We start from the raw sequence: 23,068 nt of genomic DNA, 5'->3' as shown, positions 1-23,068 counted from the left end.
CACCCGACGCCTATCCTGACGCCGTGAAGATCGTTCAATCCCTGTTGCTGCTGATCGGCGCCCTGTCGGTGCTGGCGCTCGGCGCGGTCGGCGCCTCGGCGTCACCGGCAAACGCTGCGCCGTGCCATGAGACAGGCCAGTCTTCGCCCGACCAGACCCCGAACCATGCGCCCAAGGCCATGAAGGCGATGATCTGCTCCGTCGCCTGCGTTGCGGTACCGACGCTGGACCCCGCGCCGGTTTCCGGTCCGACCCTGTCGCCGTCGCGCATCGCCGCGCTTCCGGCCGCCTTGCCAGTCGGGCAACTGCTGTCGCCCGAACCCGGACCACCCCGCCTCCTGATCGTCTGACACACCTCGCGCCTCTCGCAAGGCGCACTCCGTCACGATCATCAGAGGAGGCCTTGAATGGCTATCCGTACTCTCGTCGGCGCTTGCGCCGGCGCTTCCCTGCTCGCCCTGGCTCAGGCTGCGGCGGCGCAGGATCATTCCCACCACGCGTCGAGCAAGCCCACTGCCGATCCGCACGCCGGTCACGACATGCCCATGTCATCGGCCGAACCGATGACCGATCACGCCAGCATGGGTCACACGATGACCAGCCCGTATGGCCCCTGGCCCATCAACCGCGACGCCTCCGGTACCGGCTGGCAACCGGATGCGGGCGAGCACGGCGGCATCCACACCGTCCGTGGCGACTGGATGGTGATGACCCACGCCATGCTGAACCTGGTCTATGACACCCAGTCCGGACCGCGCGGCGGCGACAAGACCTTCGTCGCCGGCATGCTGATGACCTCGGCGCGGCGCGGCTTCGACGACGGTTCGAAACTGAACCTGCGCGCGATGCTCAGTCCCGACCCGCTGATGGGCAAGTCCGGCTATCCGCTGCTTCTAGCGGCGGGCGAGACGGCGGACGGGGTCAATCCGCTGGTCGATCGACAGCATCCGCACGATCTGTTCATGGAGCTGTCGGCCAGCTATTCGAAGCGCCTGTCCGACAAGGACAGCGTCTATGGCTACATTGGCCTGCCCGGCGAGCCTGCCTTCGGCCCGCCCGCCTTCATGCACCGCATGAGCGCGATGGACAGTCCCGAGGCGCCGATCACCCACCACTGGCTCGACTCGACCCACATCGTCTTCGGCGTGACGACCCTGGGCTGGGCGCATGATCGCTTCAAGATCGAGACCTCGGCCTTCAAGGGACGCGAGCCGGACGAGGAACGCTGGGGCATCGATTCGCCACGGCTGGACAGTTGGTCGGTGCGGACCGCCTGGAATCCGAACGACGAATGGTCGCTGCAGGCGTCCTATGCCGATGTCTCCGCGCCGGAACAGCTGGAGCCCGACGAGGACGAGACGAAATGGTCGGCCAGCGTCATCCACACCCGCCGTCTGGGCGATGACGGCTGGTGGTCCTCGACCCTGGCTTGGGGCCGAAAGACCAACGATCACGGCGAATCGAAGGACGGCTGGTTGCTGGAAACGGCGGTCCATCCCAACGACCGCTGGACGGTATTCGCCCGCGCCGAACGGATCGAGACGGATGAACTGGTTCCCGGCGTCAGCGGCGGTCACGGCCCGCTCTATACGGTGGGTAAGGCATCGGTCGGCGTGGTCCGCGACTGGCGGATCGCCGAACACGTCCGGTTCGGCTTCGGCAGTCTCTATGCCATGAATCGCGTGCCGACGGCGTTGGAGGCGCTGTACGGCGGCGATCCCGACGGGGCGATGCTCTTCGTGCGGCTGAAGATCGACTGATCTAGCTCAAGGCCTGTCCGGCTTCGGCCGGGCGGGCCGGCGGCTGGTCCAGAAGCCGCAGCGCTTCATAGCCGACCAGGACCACGCCGAGCACGAGCATCAGCGCTCCGGCGATCAGCACCAAGCGCACGTGCCGGTGCAGGTGATAAAGCAACTCGCCGATCATCGACGGTCCCGCCGCATTCGGATCGTGCCAATTCGATCCGTTCCGGACAGTCTACTGCAAAACGCGGACCCGATGGAGTCTGTGAGAACCGCGTTCCGTCAGACCAGGCGGCTTTGCACCACCGCCGCGCCGATGAAGCTGGCGAACAGGGGGTGCGGCGCGAACGGACGGCTCTTCAGCTCGGGGTGATACTGAACGCCGATAAACCAGGGGTGGTCCGGGCGTTCAACCGTCTCGGGCAGGACGCCGTCAGGCGAGAGACCGGCGAAGACCAGCCCGCCCTTCTGCTCGATCGCCTCGCGATAGTTGATGTTGACCTCGTAGCGGTGGCGGTGACGCTCGCTGATCGCGGTTGAGCCGTAGATCTCGGCGATCTTGGACCCGGCTGTCAGGGTCGAGTCATAGGCGCCCAGCCGCATGGTGCCGCCCAGGTCGCCGCCCTGCTGACGCAGGACGCGTTGGTTGCCTTGGGTCCATTCGGTCATCAGGCCGACGACCGGCTCGGCGGTCGGGCCGAACTCGGTGGACGAGGCCTTAGGATAGCCGGCCAGGTTCCGCGCCGCCTCAATCACCGCCATCTGCATGCCGAAGCAAATCCCGAAATAAGGGATGTTGCGCTCGCGGGCGAAGCGGGCCGCCTCGATCTTGCCTTCCGAGCCGCGCTCGCCAAAGCCGCCCGGCACCAGGACGGCGTGCGCGCCCTGCAGCCGCTCCTCGCAGGCCTCGGGATCGCCTTCGAAGGTGTCGGCCTCGACCCAGTCGATGTTGACCTTGACGTTGTTGGCCACGCCGCCGTGATGCAGGGCCTCGATCAGGGACTTATAGGCGTCCTTGAGGACCGTGTATTTGCCGACCACAGCGATGGTGACCTCGCCGTCGGGCTGCAGGCGGCGACGCGCGATCTCTTGCCAGCCGGTCAGATCCGGCTCGGGCGCATCGTTGATGCCGAAATGCGCCAGGACTTCGCGGTCCAGACCCTCGCGGTGATAGTCCAGCGGCACGGCATAGATGTCGGCGGAGTCCATCGCCTGGATGACGCCGCTTTCGCGCACGTTGCAGAACTGGCCGATCTTGCGCTTTTCCTCGGCCGGGATCGGCTGCTCGCAGCGGCACAGCAGGATGTCCGGCTGGATGCCGATGGAGCGCAGTTCCTTGACCGAGTGCTGGGTCGGCTTGGTCTTCATCTCGCCGGCCGTCTTGATGAACGGCAGCAACGTCAGATGGACGAAGCAGCTCTGGCCGCGCGGCAGGTCCTGCCCCAGCTGCCGGATCGCCTCGAAGAAGGGCAGGCCCTCGATGTCGCCGACCGTGCCGCCGATCTCGACCAAAACGAAATCGACGTCTTCGCCCGCGTCCGTCAGGGCAGGCGTCAGGCAAAACGATTTGATCTGGTCGGTCACGTGCGGAATGACCTGGACGGTGGCGCCCAGATAGTCGCCGCGACGCTCCTTCTCCAGAATGGTCGAATAGATGCGGCCGGTCGTGATGTTGTCGGACTTGGCCGCCGACACGCCGGTGAACCGCTCGTAGTGGCCCAGGTCCAGGTCGGTCTCGGCGCCGTCGTCGGTCACGAAGACCTCGCCGTGCTGATACGGGCTCATCGTGCCCGGATCGACGTTCAGATAGGGGTCGAGCTTGCGCAGGCGGACCTTATAGCCGCGCGCCTGCAAAAGAGCGCCGAGAGCGGCGGAGGCGAGGCCTTTTCCTAGCGAGGAAACCACGCCGCCGGTGATGAACACATAGCGAGCCATGGGGGGACACCTTACTCCATGATTCGCGGCTCGGTCATGCCGCCGTCGAATCGAACTGTTGATCAAAAGAAGAAAGCGCGCCCTGCGGCGCGCTTTCGGAAACTCGGGTCTCTGTCGGAGCCCTATTGGGCGGGCTGTTGAGCCGGCGCCGGAGCGGTGGAGGCCGACGGCAGGCTGGCTTCCAGATCATCCAGCGAGGGCGTCGCCGGTTTGGCCGGCGCAGCGGGCTGCTGCTGGGCGGGTTGCTGCGTCTGGGTCTGCGGCGTCGTGGCCAACGAACCCACAGCGTCGGCGTCGATGCCGGACACCGAGGCGCGATCCATATTGCCGACAACGGTCAGAATGATCGTCAGGGCGAACAGCGCGGCCGCAAGCCACCAGGTGGTGACGGTCAGAAGATTGCCTGCCCCGCGTGCGGTCATGAAGCCCGACGGACCGCCGCCCATGCCCAAGGCGCCGCCCTCGGACTTTTGAAGCAGGACGATGCCCGTCAGCGCGATGGCGACGATGATGATGGCGACGAGCAGGATGGTCTGGAGCATGGCGTCATTCATGTGGGCGCGGATCTGCGCCGATTAAGCGGCGGCCTCTATCATCGAAGCGCGCCAGGGGCAAACGTCACGCGGCGGCGTTGACGATCGGCATGAACTCCTCGGCCTTCAAGGATGCGCCACCGACCAGCGCGCCGCCGACTTCCGGCGTAGCCAGAATGTCGCGCGCATTGTCCGGTTTGACCGAACCGCCATACAGAATGGGCGCGGTGCGAGCGCCGTCTCCCAGCTTTGCGACGATGGCGGCGCGCACGGCGGCATGGACCTCGGCGATCTGATCAAGCGTCGGGGTCAGGCCTGTCCCGATGGCCCAAACGGGTTCGTAGGCCACTGCGAAATCGCGCTCGGCCAGGCTGGACGGCAGCGAACCCGCGACCTGGCCCGACACGACGGCGATGGCGTCGCCCGATTCCCGCTGCTGCAGGGTTTCTCCCACGCATACGATGGGCTCCAGCCCGGCAGCGATGGCGGCCTCGACCTTGGCGGCGACGTCCGCATCAGTCTCGCCGAACGCCGAGCGGCGTTCGGAATGCCCCAGAATCACCACGGTCGCGCCGGCGTCGGCCAGCATTTCGGCCGACACCGAGCCGGTGAAGGCGCCGGCGGGCTTCTCATGGCAATCCTGACCGCCCACGGCCACGCCGCTGCCCGTCAGGGCGGACTGCATACGGTCGATCAGCGTCGCCGGCGGGCATAGAACCACACGGCATCCCTGCTCCGTCGTTCCGACGGCGTCCCTGATCGCCTCAGCCTGCGCCAAGGCGGCCGAAACGCCGTTCATCTTCCAATTGCCGACGATCATCTTCACGGATTGTTTCATGGCCGCCTGTCTAGAAGGCGAAAACCGCCAAGCCAAGAGGCGCCGCCGCAATCCGGACACGAAGCCATCCTTGCAGCGGCGGCCCCGGCCCGACTATACGCGACGATTGACGCCAATATCGGCCAGTCCCGGGTTTTCGAATGCTAACCGCCTTCCGCGCCTTCTCTCGATCCAAATGGGCGGCCGCCCTGCTTGTCCTGATCGCGATCAGCTTCGTGATCGTCGGCGCGCGGATGGATGTCTTCTCCAACCTGGGACCAAAACACGTCATCGACGCGGGCGACCGCTCGATGAACGAAGTCGAGTTCCGCACCGCCTTCGATCAGGTACGTGAACGGCTGCAGCAGCAGGTCGGCCGTCCCCTGACGAACCAGGAGCTGGTCGCGGAAAACATTCACGTTCGCTTCCTGACCGAGCAGACGCAGCAGCTGGGCTTCCTGAACTGGGCCTACAAGGCGGGCATACGCCCGGGCAAGGAACTGATCGTCAAGCAGATCCGCCAGATCCCGGCCTTCTTCAACTCGGTCACCGGACAGTTCGACCAGCAGGCTTATGAGGCGGCTCTGGCGCAGCAGAACCTGACCCCCGCCATGCTGGAGCAGGACCTGCGCGACCAATACGCCACGGAGCATTTCGGCGCCGCCGTCTTCGCCGGCGCCCGCGTGCCGCGCATCTATGGCGCGCTGCTGGCCGGTTCCGCCTTCGAAAGCCGCGACGGGCGCTGGTTCGAGGTGACCCCGGCGATGGCCGGTCAGATCCCCGCCCCGACTGACGCCCAGTTGAACGCCTTCATCCAGGAGAACGCCGACCGCCTGCGCGCGCCCGAGTTCCGCATGGTGTCGGTGGTTCTGTTTACGCCTGAGGCTTCGGCCAATGCGCCGATCTCGGAAGACCGCATCCGCGAGCGCTTCGAGTTCAAGAAGGACACGCTGAGCAAGCCCGAAACGCGCTCGTTCGTCACCCTGACCGCGCCGAACCGCGAGACGGCCCAGAAGATCGCCGCCGCCCTGCGCGCGGGCCAATCGCCCGCCGACGTCGGTCGCACCAACAACATCACCCCGGCCGCCTTCAACGAGACCCCTCGCTCGGCCATCGGCGACGCCGCGACCGCAGCCGCCGTCTTCGGCCTGCAAGCCAACCAAGTGTCCAATCCGGTCCAGGCCGGCGTCGGCTTCGCCGTCGCCAAGGTCACCGCGGTTCAACCCGCTGCGCCCGCCACGCTGGACAGCGCTCGCGAGGAACTGATCCAGGAACTGCGCGCCGAGGACGTGAAGACCCAGACCTACGCCAAGGTCGAGAAGTACGAAGCCGCCCGCACGGCCGGTAAGAACCTGGCTGACGCGGCGCGTGAGGCCGGCGGTCGCGTCGTCGATCTGCCGCCCTTCACCAAGGACGGCAAACTGCCGAACGGTCAGGCGCTTAACGCTCCGCCGCAAATCTTCGAGACGGCCTGGAGCCTGACCAAGGGCGGCGAAAGTGACGTCATCGACGCCGGTCAGGGTCAGTATTTCGCCGTGCGTGTCAACGACATCCGCCCGTCGGCCCTGCCGACCTTGGCCGAGATTCGCGAGCCGCTGGCGGCCCAATGGATCCAGCGGGAGACAATGCGTCGCCTGTCGGCCAAGGCTGAAGAACTGACGACCCGCGTGCGCAATGGCGAGGACATCGCCGCGGTCGCCCGCTCGGTCAATGCGCCGCTGACCGTGCGCACCGGCGTCATCCGCAATCAGCAAACCCAGGAAGCCCTGGGTCAGGGTGTGCTTCAAGGGCTGTTCGGCCAATCCAAGGGCCAGGCCTTCTCGCAGCCCGCGTCGCAGACCGCCTATGTGGTCGGCCGCGTCGACAACGTTCGCGCCGCCAATCCGGCCGTAGCCGGTCCGCTGGCCGAGCAGGTCCGCCCGCGCCTGACCCAGGAGTTGGTGCAGGCGATGGTCGAATCGTCGGTCTCGGCGGGCGCTCAGCGCTCCAAGGCCAAGAACGACCCGGCCGAGGCGCTGTCGGCCCTGGGTCTGTCGGGTGGCGCAACGCCCGCCGCACCGGCGCAATGACCGACGACGCTTCGCGCGACATCACGTTCGACGCCTTCGCCACCGGCCTTTCGGCGGGTCGGCCGCAGGTCCTGGTTCGACGGGTCATCGACGACCTGGAAACCCCGGTCTCGGCCTATCTGAAGCTGGGGCGTGATCGGCCGTACGCCTGTCTGCTGGAATCGGTCGAGGGCGGCGCGGTCAAGGGTCGCTACTCCATCCTCACGCTGGATCCTGATGTGGTCTGGCGTTGTCGATCCAACTCGGCCGAAATGTCGCGCGGCTCAGCCATAATCGAGGGTCGCTTTACGGCCGAACCCCTGCCGGCGCTGCAATCCCTGCGCGCGCTGATCGCGGCGTCGAAGTTCGATCTGCCGGAGGGATTGCCGCCGATGGCCGCCGGCCTGTTCGGCGTCTTCGGCTATGACATGGTGCGACTGCTTGAGCCGCTGGGCGCGCCAAACCCCGATCCGCTCGATCTGCCCGACGCCGTGCTGACACGGCCGTCGCTGGTGGCCATCTTCGATTCGGTGCGCCATGAGATCGTTCTGGTATCGGCCGCCTATCCCGACGCCGGCATCTCCCCGCAAGAGGCGTTCGACGCCGCGACGGCGCGGCTGGATGCGTTCGAGACGGCCTTGCGCGAACCCCTGCCCGTTCGCGCCGCTCCGCAGCAAACGCGGGCTCCCGTCTTCACTTCGCCGGTGGACGAGCCAGCCTTCGGCGAGATGGTCGCCAAAGCCAAGGACTATATCGGCGCCGGCGACATCTTCCAGGTCGTGCTCAGCCACCGATTCTCCGCGCCTTGGACTGACGATCCGTTCGCCTTCTATCGCTCGCTGCGTCGCCAGAACCCGTCGCCCTATCTGTTCTATCTGAACTTCGAAGGCTTCCAGCTCGCCGGCTCCAGCCCCGAGATCCTGGTTCGGCTGAAGGACGGCGAGGTCACGATCCGGCCGCTGGCCGGCACCCGCATGCGCGGCGCGACGCCAGAAGCGGACAAGGCGCTGGAAGTCGAGCTGCTAGCTGATCCCAAGGAGCTGGCCGAGCACCTGATGCTGCTGGACCTCGGCCGCAACGATGTGGGCCGCGTCGCGGCGCCCGGCACGGTTGAAGTCACCGAGAGCTTCGTCGTCGAGCGCTACAGCCAAGTCATGCACATCGTTTCCAACGTGCGCGGCAAGGCTGACCCCAGGCTGGATGCGGTGGACACGCTGCTGGCCGCCCTGCCCGCCGGGACCCTGTCGGGCGCGCCCAAGGTGCGCGCGATGGAGATCATCGACGAACTGGAAAGCGAAAAGCGCGGCGTCGGTTATGGCGGCGGCGTCGGCTATATTTCGGCTGGCGGCGAGGCGGACATCTGCATCACCCTGCGCACCGCCCTTTTCGCCGACGATCGGATCTTCGTTCAGGCCGGGGCCGGCGTCGTCGCCGACAGCGATCCTGCGGCCGAATATGCCGAGACCCAGCACAAGGCGCGGGCGCCGATGCGGGCGGCGGAAGACGCCTGGCGCTTTCGCACCGGCAATCGCTAGCGCGAAATCGTCATTACCGGGTCGTTGAACTGCACGCCCGGCCCGATGATGACGACGCCCGCCATCAAAACCGCCGCAGTCGCTGCGAGCGCGGCTGCGCCAAGCGCGGCGACGGGGTTGGGCTTGGTTTCGACCACGACGAGCTTCGCCTTGGCGGCGGCGATCTTGGCGGCGATGTCTTGTTCAGCGGCGAGTTTCACCCGCTCAGTCCTAGTCCCGTCGAGTTAAAATGCGCTTTAAGGCCGCGCCCGCTTGGCGCGGACGCGCGTCACGCCTAGAAGCCAAGCCATGATCCTCGTCGTCGATAACTACGACAGCTTCACCTACAATCTCGTCCACTACCTCGCGGAGTTGGGCGCGCCGACGCATGTGGTGCGCAACGACGACCTGACGGTGGACGAGGCGTGGGCGCTGGACCCCGCCGCCGTTCTGCTGTCGCCCGGCCCTTGCGCGCCGGATCAGGCGGGCATCTGCCTGCCGTTGATCACGACAGCGCCAGAGTCCATGCCGATCCTGGGCGTTTGTCTGGGTCATCAGGCCATCGGTCAGGCCTTCGGCGGCGACGTCATCCGCGCCAAAACCCTGATGCACGGCAAGACCTCGCCGATCCTGCATGAGGGCCAGAGCGTCTTCGCCAGCCTGCCGTCGCCCTTCACCGCCACACGCTATCACTCGCTGGCGGTCAAGCGCGAAACCCTGCCCGACGACCTGGAGGTCACCGCCTGGACCGCTGACGGCGAGATCATGGGTTTGCAGCATCGCACGCGCCCGATCCACGGCGTGCAGTTCCACCCGGAATCCATCGCCACCGAGCACGGTCACGACATGCTCGCCAACTTCCTCGAGATCGCCGGCGTAAAGCGCCTCGCGGCCGCCTGACCATGGGCGACGGGTTCAAGCCGATCCTCGCCCGGCTGGTCGAGGGCCATCCCCTGACGTCCCAGCAGGCGCACGACTTCTTCGCCGCCTGCCTGCGGGGCGAGCCGACCCCGTCGCAGGTCGCCGCCGCCATCACCGCCATGCGGATGCGTGGCGAGACCGTGGACGAGATCGCCGCCTTCGCGGGCGCCATGCGTGAAGCCGCCCTGACGCTGGATCATCCCTATGAGGTGATCGACACCTGCGGCACCGGGGGCGACGGTCAGCACACCTACAATATCTCGACCGCCGCCGCCTTGGTTCTGGCTGGCGCCGGTCTGAAGGTCGCCAAGCATGGCAATCGAGCGATGTCATCGAAATCAGGATCTTCCGACGTCTTGTCGATCCTGGGCGTGAACCTGATGGCGTCGCAGGCGCAGCAGAAAAAGGCGCTGGACGAGGCCGGGATCTGCTTCCTGTTCGCGCCCGCCTATCATGGGGCGATGCGTCACGTCGGACCGGTGCGGGCCGAGATCGGTTTTCGCACCGTCTTCAACCTGTTGGGACCGCTTTCCAATCCAGCGTCTGCAAAGCGACAGGTGATGGGCGTCTATGATCCGCGCCTGCTTGAGCCCTTGGCGGAAGTGCTGGGCCGGCTCGGCGCCACACGCGCCTGGACCGTTCACGGCCAAGGCCTGGACGAACTGGCGACTTCCGGCCCCACAGACGTCGCCGAGTGGAGGGGCGGCGCGGTTCGCCGCTTTCAGGTCACGCCCGAGGACGCCGGCTTGCCGCGCGCCTCTATCGCAGACATCCGTGGCGGCGACGCCGAGGAGAACGCCGTCGCCCTGCGCGCGCTTCTGGCCGGCGCGGCCGGACCCTATCGCGACATCGTGCTGCTGAACGCCGCCGCCGCCCTTGTTGTGTCAGACCGCGCGGCCGATCTGGCCGACGGCGCCGCGCTCGCCGCTGCCGCAATCGACGACGGTCGAGCCGCCGAGGCGCTGGATCGCTTGGCCCGCATCACCTCCACGCCGCAGGAAAGCGAAGAGCCCGCATGACCGACGTTCTGGACCGTATCGCCACCTACAAGCGCGAGGACGTCGCCGCCCGCAAGACGGCGACCTCACAGGACGCGATCGAAGCCCTGGCCCGCGCCGCATCGGCCCCGCGCGGCTTTCGCGCCGCCCTGGAGCGGGTCGGAGAGGAAACCGGTCGTCCCGCCCTGATCGCCGAGATCAAGAAGGCCAGCCCGTCCAAGGGCCTGATCCGGCCCGATTTCGATCCGCCGGCCCTGGCCCGCGCCTATGAGGCCGGCGGTGCGGCCTGTCTGTCGGTGCTGACCGATGGCCCCAGCTTCCAGGGCGACGACGCCTATCTGGGCCAGGCCCGCGAGGCCGTCGCCCTGCCCTGCCTGCGCAAGGATTTCCTGGTCGATCCTTGGCAGGTCGCCGAAAGCCGCGCCCTGGGCGCCGACTGCATCCTGATCATCCTCGCCATGATCGACGACACCTTGGCGGCTGAACTGCTGTCGGAAGCCGAACGCTTTGGCATGGACGCGCTGATCGAGACGCACGAAGAGGAAGAAATGGCGCGCGCCTGCGCCCTCGGCGGCGATCTTGTGGGGGTCAATAATCGCTCTCTTCGCACGTTCGAGGTCGATCTGGAAACCACGGAGCGGCTGTCGATGCTCAGCCCCGTTCGCGCTCTGCTGGTTGCGGAGAGCGGCATTTTCACGCCCGACGACGTGGCGCGCGTTTCGGCCGCGCATGCCCAGGCGATCCTGGTCGGCGAGAGCCTGATGCGGCAGGCCGATGTCGAGGCGGCGACCCGTCAGTTGCTAGCGGTCTGAGCCGAGACGCGGCTGCAAGCCTCGCCGTTAAGTTGACATTAGCAAGGAACACTTACAGAACATCGACAAATGTTCACGGCCCGTTCCGATTCGTCGGCGGGCGCATGAGGGCCTGGCGATGCTCACGCGCAAACAGCACGAACTGCTGATGTTCATCCACGAACGCATCCAGGAGACCGGCGTCTCCCCTTCGTTCGACGAGATGAAGGAGGCGCTCGATCTGGCCTCCAAGTCCGGCATTCACCGGCTGATCACGGCGCTGGAGGAACGCGGCTTCATCCGCCGTCTCGCTCACCGCGCCCGCGCGTTGGAAGTCACGAAGCTGCCCGAACAGGCGACGGCCGGTGCGCCGCGCGGTCGCGCCGGGTTCAAGCCCGACGTCATCGAGGGCGGCGGCGGTGTTCGCGCTTCGGCGCCGCTCGCGGCCAACGACACCCGCGAGTTGCCGCTGATGGGCAAGATCGCCGCCGGCACGCCGATCGATGCGATCGAGCATGAAACCGCCCGCTACCCGGTTCCGGAATCCATGCTGGGCTCGGGCGAGCACTATCTGCTGGAGATCGAAGGCGACTCCATGATCGAGGCCGGCATCCTGAACGGCGACATGGTGGTGATCAAATCGACCGATAACGCCGCCTCTGGTGAGATCGTTGTGGCTCTGGTCGAGGGCGAGCAGGCGACGCTGAAGCGCCTTCGCAAGAAGGGCGCCTCGATCGCGCTGGAACCTGCCAACCGCAACTATGAAACCAAGATCTACGGCTCGGATCAGGTCGCGGTTCAGGGCAAGCTGGTCGGCCTCATGCGCCGGTATCACTGACGTCCGGATCAGACTGACGCGTCCAGGGGCGGTCGCCGCGAACGTCGGCCGTCCACACCGCGCGCCATCGATTCGGCTCGTCAGAGCTGGCCTGCCACAACTCCACGGCTCCGCCCCGCGCAAAGTCCACGCCGTCCAGGACAAGACGATCCTGACAGGCGCTTGGGATTGACGAGACGACGGCGCGTACGCTGACAACGGGCGCTGCGCGGCATAAAGTCTCCATCTGATCTGAGCTCGGCGACTTTCGCCCCCACCAGATCGCCACGGGACCAGCCTCATCAGTGTCCGGCCGACAGGAAAAGCGGTCGCAGACCCAACCCGTCCCTGATCGATCCGCCATGGTCAGCCCCCGTCGTCGCGACCAGAGATCCACGGCAAACTCGCGCACGCCGGGCCGCACGACGACGGCTGCCTGATCACGTTGGAAGGCGGCGTTGGTTCCGCCGTCGCCGATCCAGAGGTCCGGCGTCGGCGCACGTGGCCAGATCAGGACGGCGGCTGCGAACGGCAGTCCCAACCATCGCAGGCGGCCTTGCCACAAACAGACGAACAACACGCCCAGGAACGCTACCGGCAGGACATAATTTGGTGCGCTGGCGACCGTTCTGACCGCGCCGGGCAATCCCGCCGTCCAGGCGCCGATGGCCAGCATCAGATCCACGCCCCATCCCGCAACCGCCAGGAACGGTCCCCCCAGCCCCAAGGGCTCAAGCGCTGCGCCCAAGGCCAGCGCGGGCATCAGGATAAAGTCGGCCACGGGCGACGTGCCGAGATTGGCCAGCAGTCCGTACATGGCGGTGCGGTTGAAATGCTGCATGGCGAACGGGCCCGTCGCCAATCCGGCGACGACGCTGGCCGCCACAGCCGCCGTCAACCAACCGCCCAGCCGCTGCACGGCCAGGATCGGCCAGGGCGCGGATATTTCGCGCGAGCGCTTCGGCCAGGCCTCGACCAGGGCGACCAAGGCCGCCGTCGCCGCGAACGACATTTGGAAACCCGGCGTGACGATGGCTTCAGGCTGTATGGCCAGAACGATGAAGGCCGCCACAGCCAGGCCATGCATCGTCACCGCCTGTCGATCCAGCAGGATGGCGAGAAAGGCGATGGAGGCGGTGATCGCCGCCCGCTCGGCCGGCGGCGGCGCGCCCGAAACCACCAGATAGACCCCGACCGCCGTGAGGCCCGCCAAGGCCGCGACCTTCTTGCCGTGAACCCGCAGGGCCAACCAGGCCCAGGCCGCCACGCCCAGACGCACCGCGAAGAAGACGAAACCGCCGACGATGGCCATGTGCAGTCCGGACACCGACAGGATATGCGCCAAGCCCGAATCGCGCATCACATCCATGTCATCCTGACTGATCCAGGTTTCATGGCTGGTCGTCATGGCGGCAGCGATTCCGCCCGTCCTTTCGCCCAGGCGCGCCACGATTCGCTCCGCCAAGGCATAGCGCGCGCCGTTCACGGCCATCGTCAGCCTCAATCGCCACGGCGGGGGCGCCAGATCGGCCGCGCGTGTTTCGCCCAGTGCGAACGCCACGCCGCCCAAACCCTGGAAGAAGGCGTTGCGGCCGAAATCATAGGCGCCGGGGCTGGCCGGGGCCGGCGGCGGATTGAGGATACCGAAGAGACGGATCGCCTCGCCTGGTTTGGGCGGTTCGCCCCGCACCGTCGCTCGCAAGCGCACCGGCGTCTGCTCGGGCGTCAGTCCCCGGATCCAGACCGGCGCGATCACGACCCGCGCGCCTCGCTGCCCCGGGCTGTCGACATCGACGACCCAGGCTTCGATCACGGTCGGTTCGCTGAGCACGGGCGCGATCGGCGCGGCGACGGCTTCGGTGCGCACCTTGGCCGCCGCCAGCCCGCCTGAAACGCAGGCCACCATCAACAGCAGCCAGGTCAGACGCCGCGACCAGCCGCGCCTACGCGCCACGACCCACAGCCCAAAGGTCAAGGCGGCCCCCAGCACCAAGGGCCACAAGACCGGCTCGGCTCGCAGGGCGAAATAGACCCCCCCACCCGCGCCGAATGCGACCGGCGCCCATAGCCGCCATCTCAGGGTCTGAGCGGCGACTTCGGCGTGCAGCCAAGCGCGCAATCGCGCAGCAGGGGTGGGTTTTGCCGCATCGGGGCGTATAAGGGCCTCGCTTACGGACCCTTCCCCAATGACCTCACCTTCCTCGACTGTCGTCACCCGCTTCGCCCCCTCGCCGACAGGCTATCTGCATATCGGCGGAGCGAGAACCGCTTTGTTCAACTGGCTGTACGCCAAGAGACACGCTGGACGTTTCCTGATCCGTGTCGAGGACACCGACCGTGAACGCTCGACGGATGAGGCGGTGAAGGCCATTTTCGACGGCCTGAGCTGGCTGGAGCTGTTCGCCGACGACGAGCCGGTGTTTCAGTTCAGCCGGGCCGACCGCCACCGCGAGTTGGTCGATCAACTGCTCGAAACCGGCCACGCCTACCGCGACTTCACCTCGGCCGAGGAGACCGGTCGCCTGCGTGACGAGGCCAAGGCGGAAAAGCGCACTTTCGAATCGCCCTGGCGCGACCGTCAGCCGACTGTGGACGATCTGGCCCTGCCGCACGTCGTGCGCTTCCGGCGCCCAAAGGCGACGACGGTCACGGTGGCCGATGAGGTCCAGGGCGACGTGAACTGGTCGACCGACGACCTGGACGATCTGGTTCTGCTGCGTTCGGACGGCGCGCCGACCTATAATCTCGCCGTCGTCGTGGACGACCACGACATGGGGGTGACCCACGTCATTCGCGGCGACGACCATCTGAATAACGCCGCGCGACAGAGCCTGATCTACGATGCGCTGGGCTGGACGCGGCCGACCTTCGCCCACATCCCCCTGATCCACGGACCGGACGGCGCCAAGCTGTCGAAGCGCCACGGCGCCCAGGCGGTGCATGAATACGCCGAGATGGGCTACTTGCCCGAGGCCATGCGCAACTATCTGGCTCGCCTTGGCTGGGCGCACGGTGACGACGAACTGTTCAGCGACGCCCAGGCCATCGAATGGTTCGATCTCGCCGGCATCGGCAAGGCGCCGGCCCGCCTGGATTTCGACAAGCTGGCGCACGTCAACTCGCACTGGCTGCGTCTGGCCGACGACGAGCGGCTCGCCAAGCTGACGCTGGATGCGCACCTGCAGAAGGGCCACGCCTTGGCAGAGGCGGATGAAGCCCGGCTTCAGCGCGCCATGCCTTTCGTCAAGGATCGCGCCAAGACGATCCTCGATCTGGCCGACCAAACCGCCTTCGTCCTGAAATCGCGCCCGCTGACCCTGGACGATAAGGCGAAGGCGCTGCTGTCCGGGGAGACGCTGGATCGCCTCGGCCGCCTGCGCGAGCGGCTGTCCCTGTTCCAATCTTGGGATGTCTTCGCGCTGGAAGCCGAGCTCAAGGCCTTTGCGGAATCCGAGGGCGTTGGGTTTGGGAAAATCGGCCCGCCGATACGCGCGGCGCTTACCGCAGGGTCAACATCACCTGATATTGCACGAACTTTGTCGGCTCTTGGGCGCGACGAAAGTCTCGGGCGCTTGGATGATGCGCTGCAACAGACTAAGTGATCACCCACAAACCAAAAAGCGGCCGACGCCTCCCCGCGCCTGGACGTGTGATGCAAAGGGGCATTCATGACTGAACAAGCCAAACCCGCCGGCTCGGCGACCCTGTCCTTCGAGGACAAGACGATCGAGTTGCCGGTCCTTTCGGGCTCCACCGGCCCGGACGTCATCGACATCCGCAAACTCTATGCGGGAACGGGCGCCTTCACCTTCGATCCCGGCTTCACCTCGACGGCGGCCTGTGAATCGGCCCTGACCTATATCGACGGCGACGCTGGCGTGCTGCTGCACCGCGGCTATCCGATCGACCAGCTGGCGTCGAAGTCGAACTTCGTCGAGGTCTGCCATCTGCTGCTGCACGGCGAACTGCCGACCGCCGCTCAGTACGAGAAGTTCGAGAACAGCATCACCACCCACACGATGCTGCACAGCCAGTTCGATCGCTTCTTCGAAGGCTTCCGCCGCGACGCCCACCCGATGGCGATCATGGTCGGCACTGTCGGCGCCCTGTCGGCCTTCTATCACGACAGCCTGGACATCCACGATCCGATCCAGCGTGACATCTCGGCCATCCGCCTGATCGCCAAGATGCCCACGATCGCGGCCCGCGCCTATAAATACCACATCGGCCAGCCGTTCGTGTCGCCGCGCAACGACCTGTCCTACGCCGAAAACTTCCTGCGCATGTGCTTCGCCGTTCCGGCCGAGGACTATCATGTCGATCCGGCCCTGGTTCGCGCCATGGACCGCATCTTCACCCTGCACGCCGACCACGAACAGAACGCCTCGACCTCAACCGTGCGTCTGGCCGGTTCGTCGGGCGCCAATCCGTTCGCCTGTATCGCCGCCGGCATCGCCTGCCTGTGGGGCCCGTCGCACGGCGGCGCCAACGAAGAGGCGCTGACGATGCTCAAGGAAATCGGCACCCCGGACAAGATCCCGGAGTTCATCCAGGGCGTGAAGGACCGCAAGTACAAGCTGATGGGCTTTGGCCACCGCGTGTACAAGAACTACGACCCGCGCGCGAAGGTCATGCAGCAGTCGGCCTATGAAGTGCTGGCCGCCACGGGCCGCGAAAACGATCCGCTGTTCCTGGTCGCCAAGGAGTTGGAGAAGGTCGCCCTGTCGGACGAATACTTCACCTCGCGCAAGCTGTTCCCGAACGTCGACTTCTATTCGGGCATCACCCTGTCGGCGATGGGCTTCCCGACCACTATGTTCACCGTCCTGTTCGCCCTGGCCCGTACCGTGGGCTGGATCTCGCAGTGGCAGGAAATGATGGCCGATCCGTCCCAGAAGATCGGTCGCCCGCGTCAGCTCTACACGGGCCCGACCCAGCGCGATTACGTGCCGATCGAACAGCGCGGCTGAGACGAAAGCTGAAATGCAAAACGCCGGGGAGACATCCCCGGCGTTTTTCTTTGTCGTCAGACCAGCTTCAGATCCGCGAAACGGGCAGCCAGGTCATCCAGATCGCGGTGCATATGCGCCACGCCGATCGCAGCAGCCCCCAAAGCTACGTCGTCGCCCTCGACGGCCATGGACAGGGCCAGGCTTTGGTCGATCGCGCCCATGGGTTGGGCGGCCCTGCCTTGAGACAGCGCCTTGAGTTGCTCCACCGCCCGCTCCGCGTCCTGCGACCAGGGATCCAGCCGTGCGCCTGCACCCTCGGCCTGGAAACCGCGCCCCAGGATGACGATGTCGCTGCGCACGCGCCAGAAGGCGCGCACGAGCGCAGCCCGATCCGCCGTTTCGCGTTGCGGGCCGGGCAGATCGATGACGTTCTTGGCGGACTGACCCAATGCATCCAGCCGCCGCTTCAGATCGGCATGACGGCGCGAAATCTCGGACGCATCCTCCGGGGCGGCCTTTGAGACCAAGGCCAGCAGCACCGCCGCTTCGCCCGCCGCCTCGCGCGCCTGAAGCTTGAAGGACTGCCTGGAATGGCGCGGAAACAGGGCCAGTATCGCCAGAACCCCCACGCCGCTGCCGACCAGGATTTCCATCACCCGATCCAGCGCGAGGGACGCCGGCCCCTCTGCGCCGGTCCCGCCGGCGATGACGATGGTCGCCGTCACGGGCGCGACCTTCAGCCATGGCCGCCCGGTTGCAAAGAAGGCCATCAGCCCCGCCGAGACGGCGATGCTCAGGGCCATGCTTTCCAAGCCCGGCGGGCGAAGGAAGGCGAAGACCGCCCCGGCCAGCGCTCCGGTCGCCGTGCCGATGGCCCGGTCACGCGCAACGGTGAGGACGCCGCCGCCGACGCTCGCCTGGATGACGACGATGGCGGAAATCACGCTCCAGTAAGGGTGCGGCAGGTTCAGCCAGGTCGCGAGGTAGAGCGCGGCCATCGCGCCCACCGCCATCTGCAGCGCGGCGCGGACCTCGGCCGCACGTCGCGGACTGAGCGCCCGCGCCATCGTCAGCTCCCCGACTTCTCGGCGATGACCTTGAGCACGGCGTCGGCAGCCAACTCCGACGGGTCCGGTCCTCCGCGCCCCATCAAGTCCAATGCCGCCATCTGGCGACGCGCCTGTTCGGCCGCCAGCGCTGGGTCGGCCAGCAGCCGCCCGACCGCCGCCGTCAGAATGGCCGGGGTCGCCTCCTGCTGGATGAATTCAGGCGCGATCCGGTCGTCAGCCGCGACATTGAACAGGGTGATATGTTTGGCGGTCACGAACCGCTTCATCAGCTGATAGCTGAGCCCGTCGATCTTGTAGGCGATGACCATCGGCGCGCCCGCCAGCGCCAGTTCGGTCGACACGGTGCCGCTGGTGGCCAGGGCGACGGTCGCGGCGCGCATGGCGTCATACTTTTCGGCTTCGTCGACCAGGTGAACGCGGAAGGGCCAGGCGGCGACGCGGCCTGCAACATCGTGAGCGACGGTTCCCGCGGCGACCACGGCGACTTCCAGGCCGGGGTTCGTGGTCTTCAGTTTTCTGACCGTGGCCTCATAGACGGGGCCCATTCGGGTGATCTCGCTGGGCCGGCTGCCGGGCAGCACCAAGAGAAGCTGCGCATCGGCGGCGATCCCACGACGCGCGCGGAACGCTGCGCCGTCCGCAGCATCGACATTCACATGAAGCGCCGACGAACCGACGACGGTCGTCGGCAGGCCCTCGCGCTCGAACCAGGGCGCATCAAAGCCATAGAGGGCAAGAAGATGATCGACTGCGCCCGCCAAGGTCTTGGCCCGGCCCGGCCGCGAGGCCCAGACCTGAGGCCCGACATATTTGATCAGCGGCAGGTCCGGGCGCGCGGCCCGGATCGCCTTGGCCACACGGATGGTGAAGCCCCAACTGTCGATCAGCACCACGGCGTCGGGCTTTTCCCGCTCGGCCAGCGCCGCCGTCTGCTCGACGCGCCGCTTGACCTTGCCATAGGCGCGCAAACCCTCGATCCAGCCCAGGATCGAGAGTTCGGCGATGTCGAACGGGCTGACCACGCCTTCGGCCGCCATCTTTGGCCCGCCGACGCCGACAAAGGCCACATCGTCTCCTAACCGCGCCTTCAACGCCTTGGCCAGACCGGCGCCCAGCGCATCGCCAGAAGCCTCCGCCGCCACGAGCATGATCTTCAGCGGGCGGCTCACCGGTCGTCGCCCCAGACGAACAGTCCCAGACGGTTCGCCGTCTCGACGACGGCTGCGCGATCAATCAGGATTAAACGTCCGGCCACCCCGCCGATGCCCGCCAAACCCGCCGCCGCCGCCATTTCGACGGTGCGTGGCCCGATCACGGGCATATCGACGCGCAGATCCTGAATGGGCTTGGGCGCCTTGCCGAGCGCGCCCCTAGGGCTATCAACCGCTCCACGTAAATCGGCGGACAGGCCAGCGACGCGGGTCAGCATCGCGTCCGTGCCTTCCTGCGCCTCAACCGCAAGGACAAGGCCGTCACAGACCACGGCGCCCTGACCGATGTCCAGTTCGCCTGACTTTTCTGCGACATGCAGCGCCTTCTTCAGATCGTCTAGCTGCTCCTCGGTCGGCGAGACGGCGCCCAGCGCGCCTGCGCCAAGCGTGTCGCCGCCCAGAATGTCGTCGGCGCCCTCGACGGCGAAGCCTTCGGCCTCGAACACCGACAGGATCTTGCGCAGCAGGGCGTCATCGCCTTTGGAGGCGGCGGCGACGATGCCCGGCAACAGGGTCGCCCCTTTGAAATCAGGCTTGAGCGTCTTGAAATCCGGCCGATTGACGATGCCCGCCAGACACACGGTCGTGCAGCGCTCGGCCTTCAACGCCTTCAGGATCGCGCCGATCTGCGCCATGCCGAACTCGGCGCCGGGCCAGCGCGCCAGATGCTCGTCAGCAAACCCCGCCAGACGGATCACGAAAACCGGCCGTCCCAGCGCGTCGCAACGCGCCGCTACGGCCGCCGGCAGATCGCCGCCGCCTGCGATCAGACCCAGCTTTCCAGCCGCGCTCATTCCGCGTTCGGCAGGCACAGCGGACGCCGCCCGCCGTCACGGATGAAGGCGATGATCTCCGCGATCTCGGGCAGGTCGGCATAGCGTTCCGCCACGCCATCGATCCGACCGGCGAACTCGCCCTCACCCTCGAACAGATCGCGATAGGCCGCGAGCAGACGCCGCACCTGATCCTTGCCGTATCCCTTGCGCTTCAACCCGATCAAGTTCAGCCCGCGCAGCCGCGCATGATTGCCCCAGGCCGAGCCATAAGGGATGACGTCGCGCGTCACCGCCGCCAAGCCCCCAATGATCGCGCCTTGCCCGACGCGACCATTCTGGTGCACCGCGCACAGGCCGCCCAGGAACACCTTGTCACCGACCTGAGCATGACCGCCGAGAGTCGCGTTGTTGGCCATGACCACATTGTCGCCGACGACGCAGTCGTGACCGATATGGGCGCCGGTCATGAACAGATTGTTCGAACCCACGACCGTCACGCCCGTCCCCTGCGGCGTGCCTCGATTGAAGGTGCAGTGCTCGCGGATCAGGTTGTTCTCGCCGATCTCCAGCCGAACCGTCTCACCCTTGTAACCATTGTGCTGCGGGTCGCCGCCAATGACGGCGAAGGGATGGATGACCGTCCCGGCCCCGACCGTCGTGTCCTGCTGGACCACGACATGGCTGACCAGACGCACATTGTCGCCCAGCACAACATTCGGCCCGACCGCGCACCAAGGGCCGACCTCGACCCCCTCGCCCAGGGTCGCCGTCGCGTCGATCAGAGCCGTGGGATGAACGGTCATCAGGCCGCCGGCCCAGGCGCCGGAGCAGGCACAGTCACGACCATCGCCATGAACTCGGCTTCGGCCGCCAGCTTGCCGTCGATGAAGGTCTCGCCCCGGAACTTGTAGGCGTCGCCCCGCGCGCGGATCACCTTGACCTCCATGCGCAGTTGGTCGCCGGGCCGCGCGGGCTTTCTGAAGCGAACCCCGTCAATCGACATGAACATGATGACCTTGTCGGCCACGGCCACATCCAGCGTCTTGGACATCAGCAGGGCGCCGGTCTGGGCCATGGCCTCGACGATCAGCACGCCGGGCATGACGGGATCGATCGGGAAGTGACCGGGGAAGAAGGGCTCGTTGTGGGTGACGTTCTTGATGCCGACGATCGACGTCGCGGGCACGAAGTCTTCGGCCTTGTCCACCAGCAGGAAGGGATAACGGTGCGGCAGCCGCCGCATCACCTCGGCGTAATCGATCTTGCCTTCGACGGCAGTCGTGTCGCTCATCCCTATGATTCCTTCGGAGCCTTCTTCGATGAGGCCTGTTTGGCGAGCCAGACCGTCTCGCGCAAGAACTGTCGGATCGGACGCGCCGGATAACCCGACCAGGTCTCGCCGGCGGGAACATCGGCCAGCACACCGGCCCCGGCCGCGACGCGCGCACCCTCGCCGATCGTGATGTGGTCCCCGATCCCCGCCTTGCCGCCGAAGATGACGTTGTCGCCCACGGTCACCGAGCCCGAGATGCCGGTATTGGCGACCAGCAGGCAATTGCGACCGATGACGCAGTTGTGGCCGACCATGACCAAATTATCGATCTTGGTGTTTTCGCCGATGACCGTGTCGTCATAGGCGCCGCGGTCGATGCAGGAGTTGGCGCCCACCGTCACGCCGTCCTGAAGGATCACGCGGCCCAGTTGGGGAATATCCATGACGCCCGCCGCTGTCCCCGTGGCGCCAAAGCCCGCTTCGCCGATCCGGGCGCCGGCATACAGCTTCACCCGGTCGCCGATCAGCGCGAAGGCCACGCTGACGTTGGCGCCGATCACGCAATCCCGGCCGATTTGCACGCCGGGCGCGATGACGCTGTTGGCGCCGATGCGGGACCCTCGACCGATGCGGACGCCCTGCCCCAGGATCGCGCCGGGTTCGACCACGACGCTGTCGTCCTCGCCCGCCTCGTCGCGGGTGATCGCTTTGTCCAGAAGTATGGGCCGATGCAGCGCCAACGACGCCTTGGCCCAGGCGGCTTGAGGCGTGCGCGAGATGATGACAGCGGCGGACGAAGGCGCGGCGTCCTTGGCCTCAGCCGGCACGATGACGCAACCGGCCTGTGTCGTCGCCAGCGCGGCGGCGAACTTGCGGTCGCCCAAGAACGCGATCGCGCCCCCGTCCGCAGAGGACAAGGGCGCGACGGAGGCGATCATGCGATCCCCGCCCCGCTCGAGCTCGCCGCCGATCTGCGCCGCCAGTTCGGCGACGCTGAGGGGCGGCAGGGTTTCGAAAAAGCGGAGATCGGGCATTGACGACTTAGTTGGCGGCGGCCGGTTGAGCCTGTGTCTGAGCCGGCACGGCCATACGGTTGAAGCTCAGGGTCGGCAGGGCCGTGTTCAGGCGCTGGATCGCCAGGTCAGTGACATCCATGGCCGGGTTCATCATGAAGACGCTCTCGCGGTCCAGCAGCAGGCCGCAGCCCTTTTCCTGATACAGGGCGGTCAGGATCGGCGAGACGGCCTCGGTGATGGCCTGACGCTGCATGCCCAGGGTGTAGCGCAGCTCGTTTTCACGGGTGGCTTCCAGCTGTTGGGCTTCTTGGGCGCGCTGCTGCAGGGCCTGACGGCGCTGTTGCAGTTGGTCGGCCGGCAGGCTCGAACCCGAGGCTTGCAGTTGCTGCGCGTCCGACTGGATGGACGTGGCGTAAGGCTGCAATTCGCCCTGAACTTCCTGAGCCAACTGTTGCATGCGGGCTTCGACGGCCTGACCGGCCGACGACTGGGCTAGCAGACGCGCGTTGTAATAGACGCAGACGCCGGGGATGACCGGGCCGGGGTTGGCGGGCGCGCCGGCCTGTTGCGCCGAGGCGGCGGTGGCGATGAGCGAAGCAGCGGCGGTCGCCGCGATGATCAGAGCTTTCATGGTGTTTCCTCGTGCGGTCGAAA

Annotated in this window: 23 protein-coding genes; 10 read left to right on the top strand and 13 right to left on the bottom strand. The window is 66.7% G+C overall.

Annotation, left to right across the window (positions count from 1 at the left end; all coding sequences use genetic code 11):
- The first annotated feature begins 23 nt into the window (after positions 1-23).
- Both BVE01S_RS11600 and BVE01S_RS11595 read left to right on the top strand, forming a co-directional pair.
- Positions 24-350 (top strand): hypothetical protein, encoded by a 327-nt coding sequence (locus tag BVE01S_RS11600; protein ID WP_066627692.1) that lies wholly within the window; start codon positions 24-26, stop codon positions 348-350.
- Between the two features lie 57 nt (positions 351-407).
- Entirely contained in the window at positions 408-1,760 is a 1,353-nt protein-coding gene (locus BVE01S_RS11595) for a hypothetical protein (protein ID WP_066627688.1), read from the top strand.
- Position 1,761: 1 nt separating this feature from the next.
- Here the strand turns inward: BVE01S_RS11595 and BVE01S_RS17050 are convergent, their stop codons facing one another.
- The 4 genes from BVE01S_RS17050 to tpiA all read right to left on the bottom strand — a co-directional run bounded on the left by BVE01S_RS17050 (position 1,762) and on the right by tpiA (position 5,048).
- Positions 1,762-1,926: a hypothetical protein gene (locus tag BVE01S_RS17050; protein ID WP_165116665.1), complete on the bottom strand. Its 165-nt coding sequence runs from the start codon at positions 1,924-1,926 to the stop codon at positions 1,762-1,764.
- 98 nt (positions 1,927-2,024) lie between these two features.
- Complete coding sequence (pyrG, locus tag BVE01S_RS11590; protein WP_066551592.1) at positions 2,025-3,677, bottom strand: CTP synthase; 1,653 nt, start codon at positions 3,675-3,677, stop codon at positions 2,025-2,027.
- Between the two features lie 122 nt (positions 3,678-3,799).
- The gene (secG, locus tag BVE01S_RS11585) at positions 3,800-4,231 is read right to left on the bottom strand and encodes a preprotein translocase subunit SecG (RefSeq protein WP_017503940.1); all 432 of its coding nucleotides are present in this window, start codon (positions 4,229-4,231) and stop codon (positions 3,800-3,802) included.
- Positions 4,232-4,295: 64 nt separating this feature from the next.
- A complete protein-coding gene (gene tpiA, locus BVE01S_RS11580; RefSeq protein ID WP_066627685.1) occupies positions 4,296-5,048 on the bottom strand; it encodes a triose-phosphate isomerase in 753 nt (250 codons plus the stop codon).
- A gap of 140 nt (positions 5,049-5,188) precedes the next feature.
- Between tpiA and BVE01S_RS11575 the strand changes: the two genes are divergently transcribed.
- Positions 5,189-7,096: a peptidylprolyl isomerase gene (locus BVE01S_RS11575; RefSeq protein ID WP_066627680.1), complete on the top strand. Its 1,908-nt coding sequence runs from the start codon at positions 5,189-5,191 to the stop codon at positions 7,094-7,096.
- Complete coding sequence (gene trpE, locus BVE01S_RS11570) at positions 7,093-8,610, top strand: anthranilate synthase component I (RefSeq protein WP_066627673.1); 1,518 nt, start codon at positions 7,093-7,095, stop codon at positions 8,608-8,610. Before BVE01S_RS11575 ends, trpE begins: the two co-directional genes overlap by 4 nt.
- On the opposite strand, the gene BVE01S_RS11565 is transcribed toward trpE, so the two are convergent.
- Positions 8,607-8,810, bottom strand: a complete 204-nt coding sequence (locus tag BVE01S_RS11565; protein ID WP_066627670.1) for a peptidoglycan-binding protein — start codon at positions 8,808-8,810, stop codon at positions 8,607-8,609. The two genes, trpE and BVE01S_RS11565, sit on opposite strands and share 4 nt — an antisense overlap.
- 88 nt (positions 8,811-8,898) lie before the next feature.
- On the opposite strand from BVE01S_RS11565, the gene BVE01S_RS11560 reads away from it, so the two are divergent.
- The 4 genes from BVE01S_RS11560 (at position 8,899) to lexA (ending at position 12,137) form a co-directional block, all read left to right on the top strand.
- Positions 8,899-9,489, top strand: a complete 591-nt coding sequence (locus tag BVE01S_RS11560) for an anthranilate synthase component II (RefSeq protein ID WP_066627667.1) — start codon at positions 8,899-8,901, stop codon at positions 9,487-9,489.
- 2 nt (positions 9,490-9,491) lie between these two features.
- Positions 9,492-10,529, top strand: a complete 1,038-nt coding sequence (gene trpD / locus BVE01S_RS11555) for an anthranilate phosphoribosyltransferase (RefSeq protein WP_066627663.1) — start codon at positions 9,492-9,494, stop codon at positions 10,527-10,529.
- Complete coding sequence (gene trpC / locus BVE01S_RS11550; protein ID WP_066627660.1) at positions 10,526-11,320, top strand: indole-3-glycerol phosphate synthase TrpC; 795 nt, start codon at positions 10,526-10,528, stop codon at positions 11,318-11,320. Before trpD ends, trpC begins: the two co-directional genes overlap by 4 nt.
- A gap of 118 nt (positions 11,321-11,438) precedes the next feature.
- Positions 11,439-12,137 (top strand): transcriptional repressor LexA, encoded by a 699-nt coding sequence (lexA, locus tag BVE01S_RS11545; RefSeq protein WP_066627658.1) that lies wholly within the window; start codon positions 11,439-11,441, stop codon positions 12,135-12,137.
- Here lexA and BVE01S_RS11540 read toward each other — a convergent pair.
- On the bottom strand, positions 12,118-14,235 hold the full coding sequence (locus tag BVE01S_RS11540) for a ComEC/Rec2 family competence protein (protein WP_088582130.1): 2,118 nt from the start codon (positions 14,233-14,235) through the stop codon (positions 12,118-12,120). The two genes, lexA and BVE01S_RS11540, sit on opposite strands and share 20 nt — an antisense overlap.
- 67 nt (positions 14,236-14,302) lie before the next feature.
- Here BVE01S_RS11540 and gltX point away from each other — a divergent pair, with 67 nt between their 5' ends.
- On the top strand, positions 14,303-15,718 hold the full coding sequence (gltX, locus tag BVE01S_RS11535; RefSeq protein WP_066627791.1) for a glutamate--tRNA ligase: 1,416 nt from the start codon (positions 14,303-14,305) through the stop codon (positions 15,716-15,718).
- Positions 15,719-15,784: 66 nt separating this feature from the next.
- Complete coding sequence (gene gltA / locus BVE01S_RS11530; RefSeq protein WP_045811199.1) at positions 15,785-17,086, top strand: citrate synthase; 1,302 nt, start codon at positions 15,785-15,787, stop codon at positions 17,084-17,086.
- A gap of 56 nt (positions 17,087-17,142) precedes the next feature.
- Here the strand turns inward: gltA and BVE01S_RS11525 are convergent, their stop codons facing one another.
- Genes BVE01S_RS11525 through BVE01S_RS11495 form a run of 7 tightly spaced genes read right to left on the bottom strand, consistent with a single transcriptional unit; the run spans position 17,143 to position 23,045 of the window.
- On the bottom strand, positions 17,143-18,135 hold the full coding sequence (locus BVE01S_RS11525) for an FUSC family protein (protein WP_066627656.1): 993 nt from the start codon (positions 18,133-18,135) through the stop codon (positions 17,143-17,145).
- A 2-nt stretch (positions 18,136-18,137) separates the two neighbouring features.
- The gene (lpxB, locus tag BVE01S_RS11520) at positions 18,138-19,307 is read right to left on the bottom strand and encodes a lipid-A-disaccharide synthase (protein WP_066627654.1); all 1,170 of its coding nucleotides are present in this window, start codon (positions 19,305-19,307) and stop codon (positions 18,138-18,140) included.
- Complete coding sequence (lpxI, locus tag BVE01S_RS11515; RefSeq protein ID WP_066627651.1) at positions 19,304-20,143, bottom strand: UDP-2,3-diacylglucosamine diphosphatase; 840 nt, start codon at positions 20,141-20,143, stop codon at positions 19,304-19,306. Before lpxI ends, lpxB begins: the two co-directional genes overlap by 4 nt.
- Positions 20,140-20,928: an acyl-ACP--UDP-N-acetylglucosamine O-acyltransferase gene (gene lpxA / locus BVE01S_RS11510; RefSeq protein ID WP_066627647.1), complete on the bottom strand. Its 789-nt coding sequence runs from the start codon at positions 20,926-20,928 to the stop codon at positions 20,140-20,142. The genes lpxI and lpxA overlap by 4 nt, the downstream gene beginning before the upstream one ends.
- Entirely contained in the window at positions 20,928-21,422 is a 495-nt protein-coding gene (gene fabZ, locus BVE01S_RS11505; protein WP_045811203.1) for a 3-hydroxyacyl-ACP dehydratase FabZ, read from the bottom strand. The genes lpxA and fabZ overlap by 1 nt, the downstream gene beginning before the upstream one ends.
- The gene (gene lpxD, locus BVE01S_RS11500; protein WP_066627644.1) at positions 21,419-22,432 is read right to left on the bottom strand and encodes a UDP-3-O-(3-hydroxymyristoyl)glucosamine N-acyltransferase; all 1,014 of its coding nucleotides are present in this window, start codon (positions 22,430-22,432) and stop codon (positions 21,419-21,421) included. The genes fabZ and lpxD overlap by 4 nt, the downstream gene beginning before the upstream one ends.
- Positions 22,433-22,439: 7 nt before the next feature.
- Positions 22,440-23,045 (bottom strand): OmpH/Skp family outer membrane protein, encoded by a 606-nt coding sequence (locus BVE01S_RS11495; RefSeq protein WP_055753512.1) that lies wholly within the window; start codon positions 23,043-23,045, stop codon positions 22,440-22,442.
- Positions 23,046-23,068 lie beyond the last annotated feature (23 nt).

Source organism: Brevundimonas vesicularis NBRC 12165 (genome assembly GCF_001592205.1).
GTDB lineage: Bacteria > Pseudomonadota > Alphaproteobacteria > Caulobacterales > Caulobacteraceae > Brevundimonas > Brevundimonas vesicularis.
Note: the sequence above shows the minus strand (reverse complement) of the source record. Positions and strands in the feature narration are given on the sequence as shown.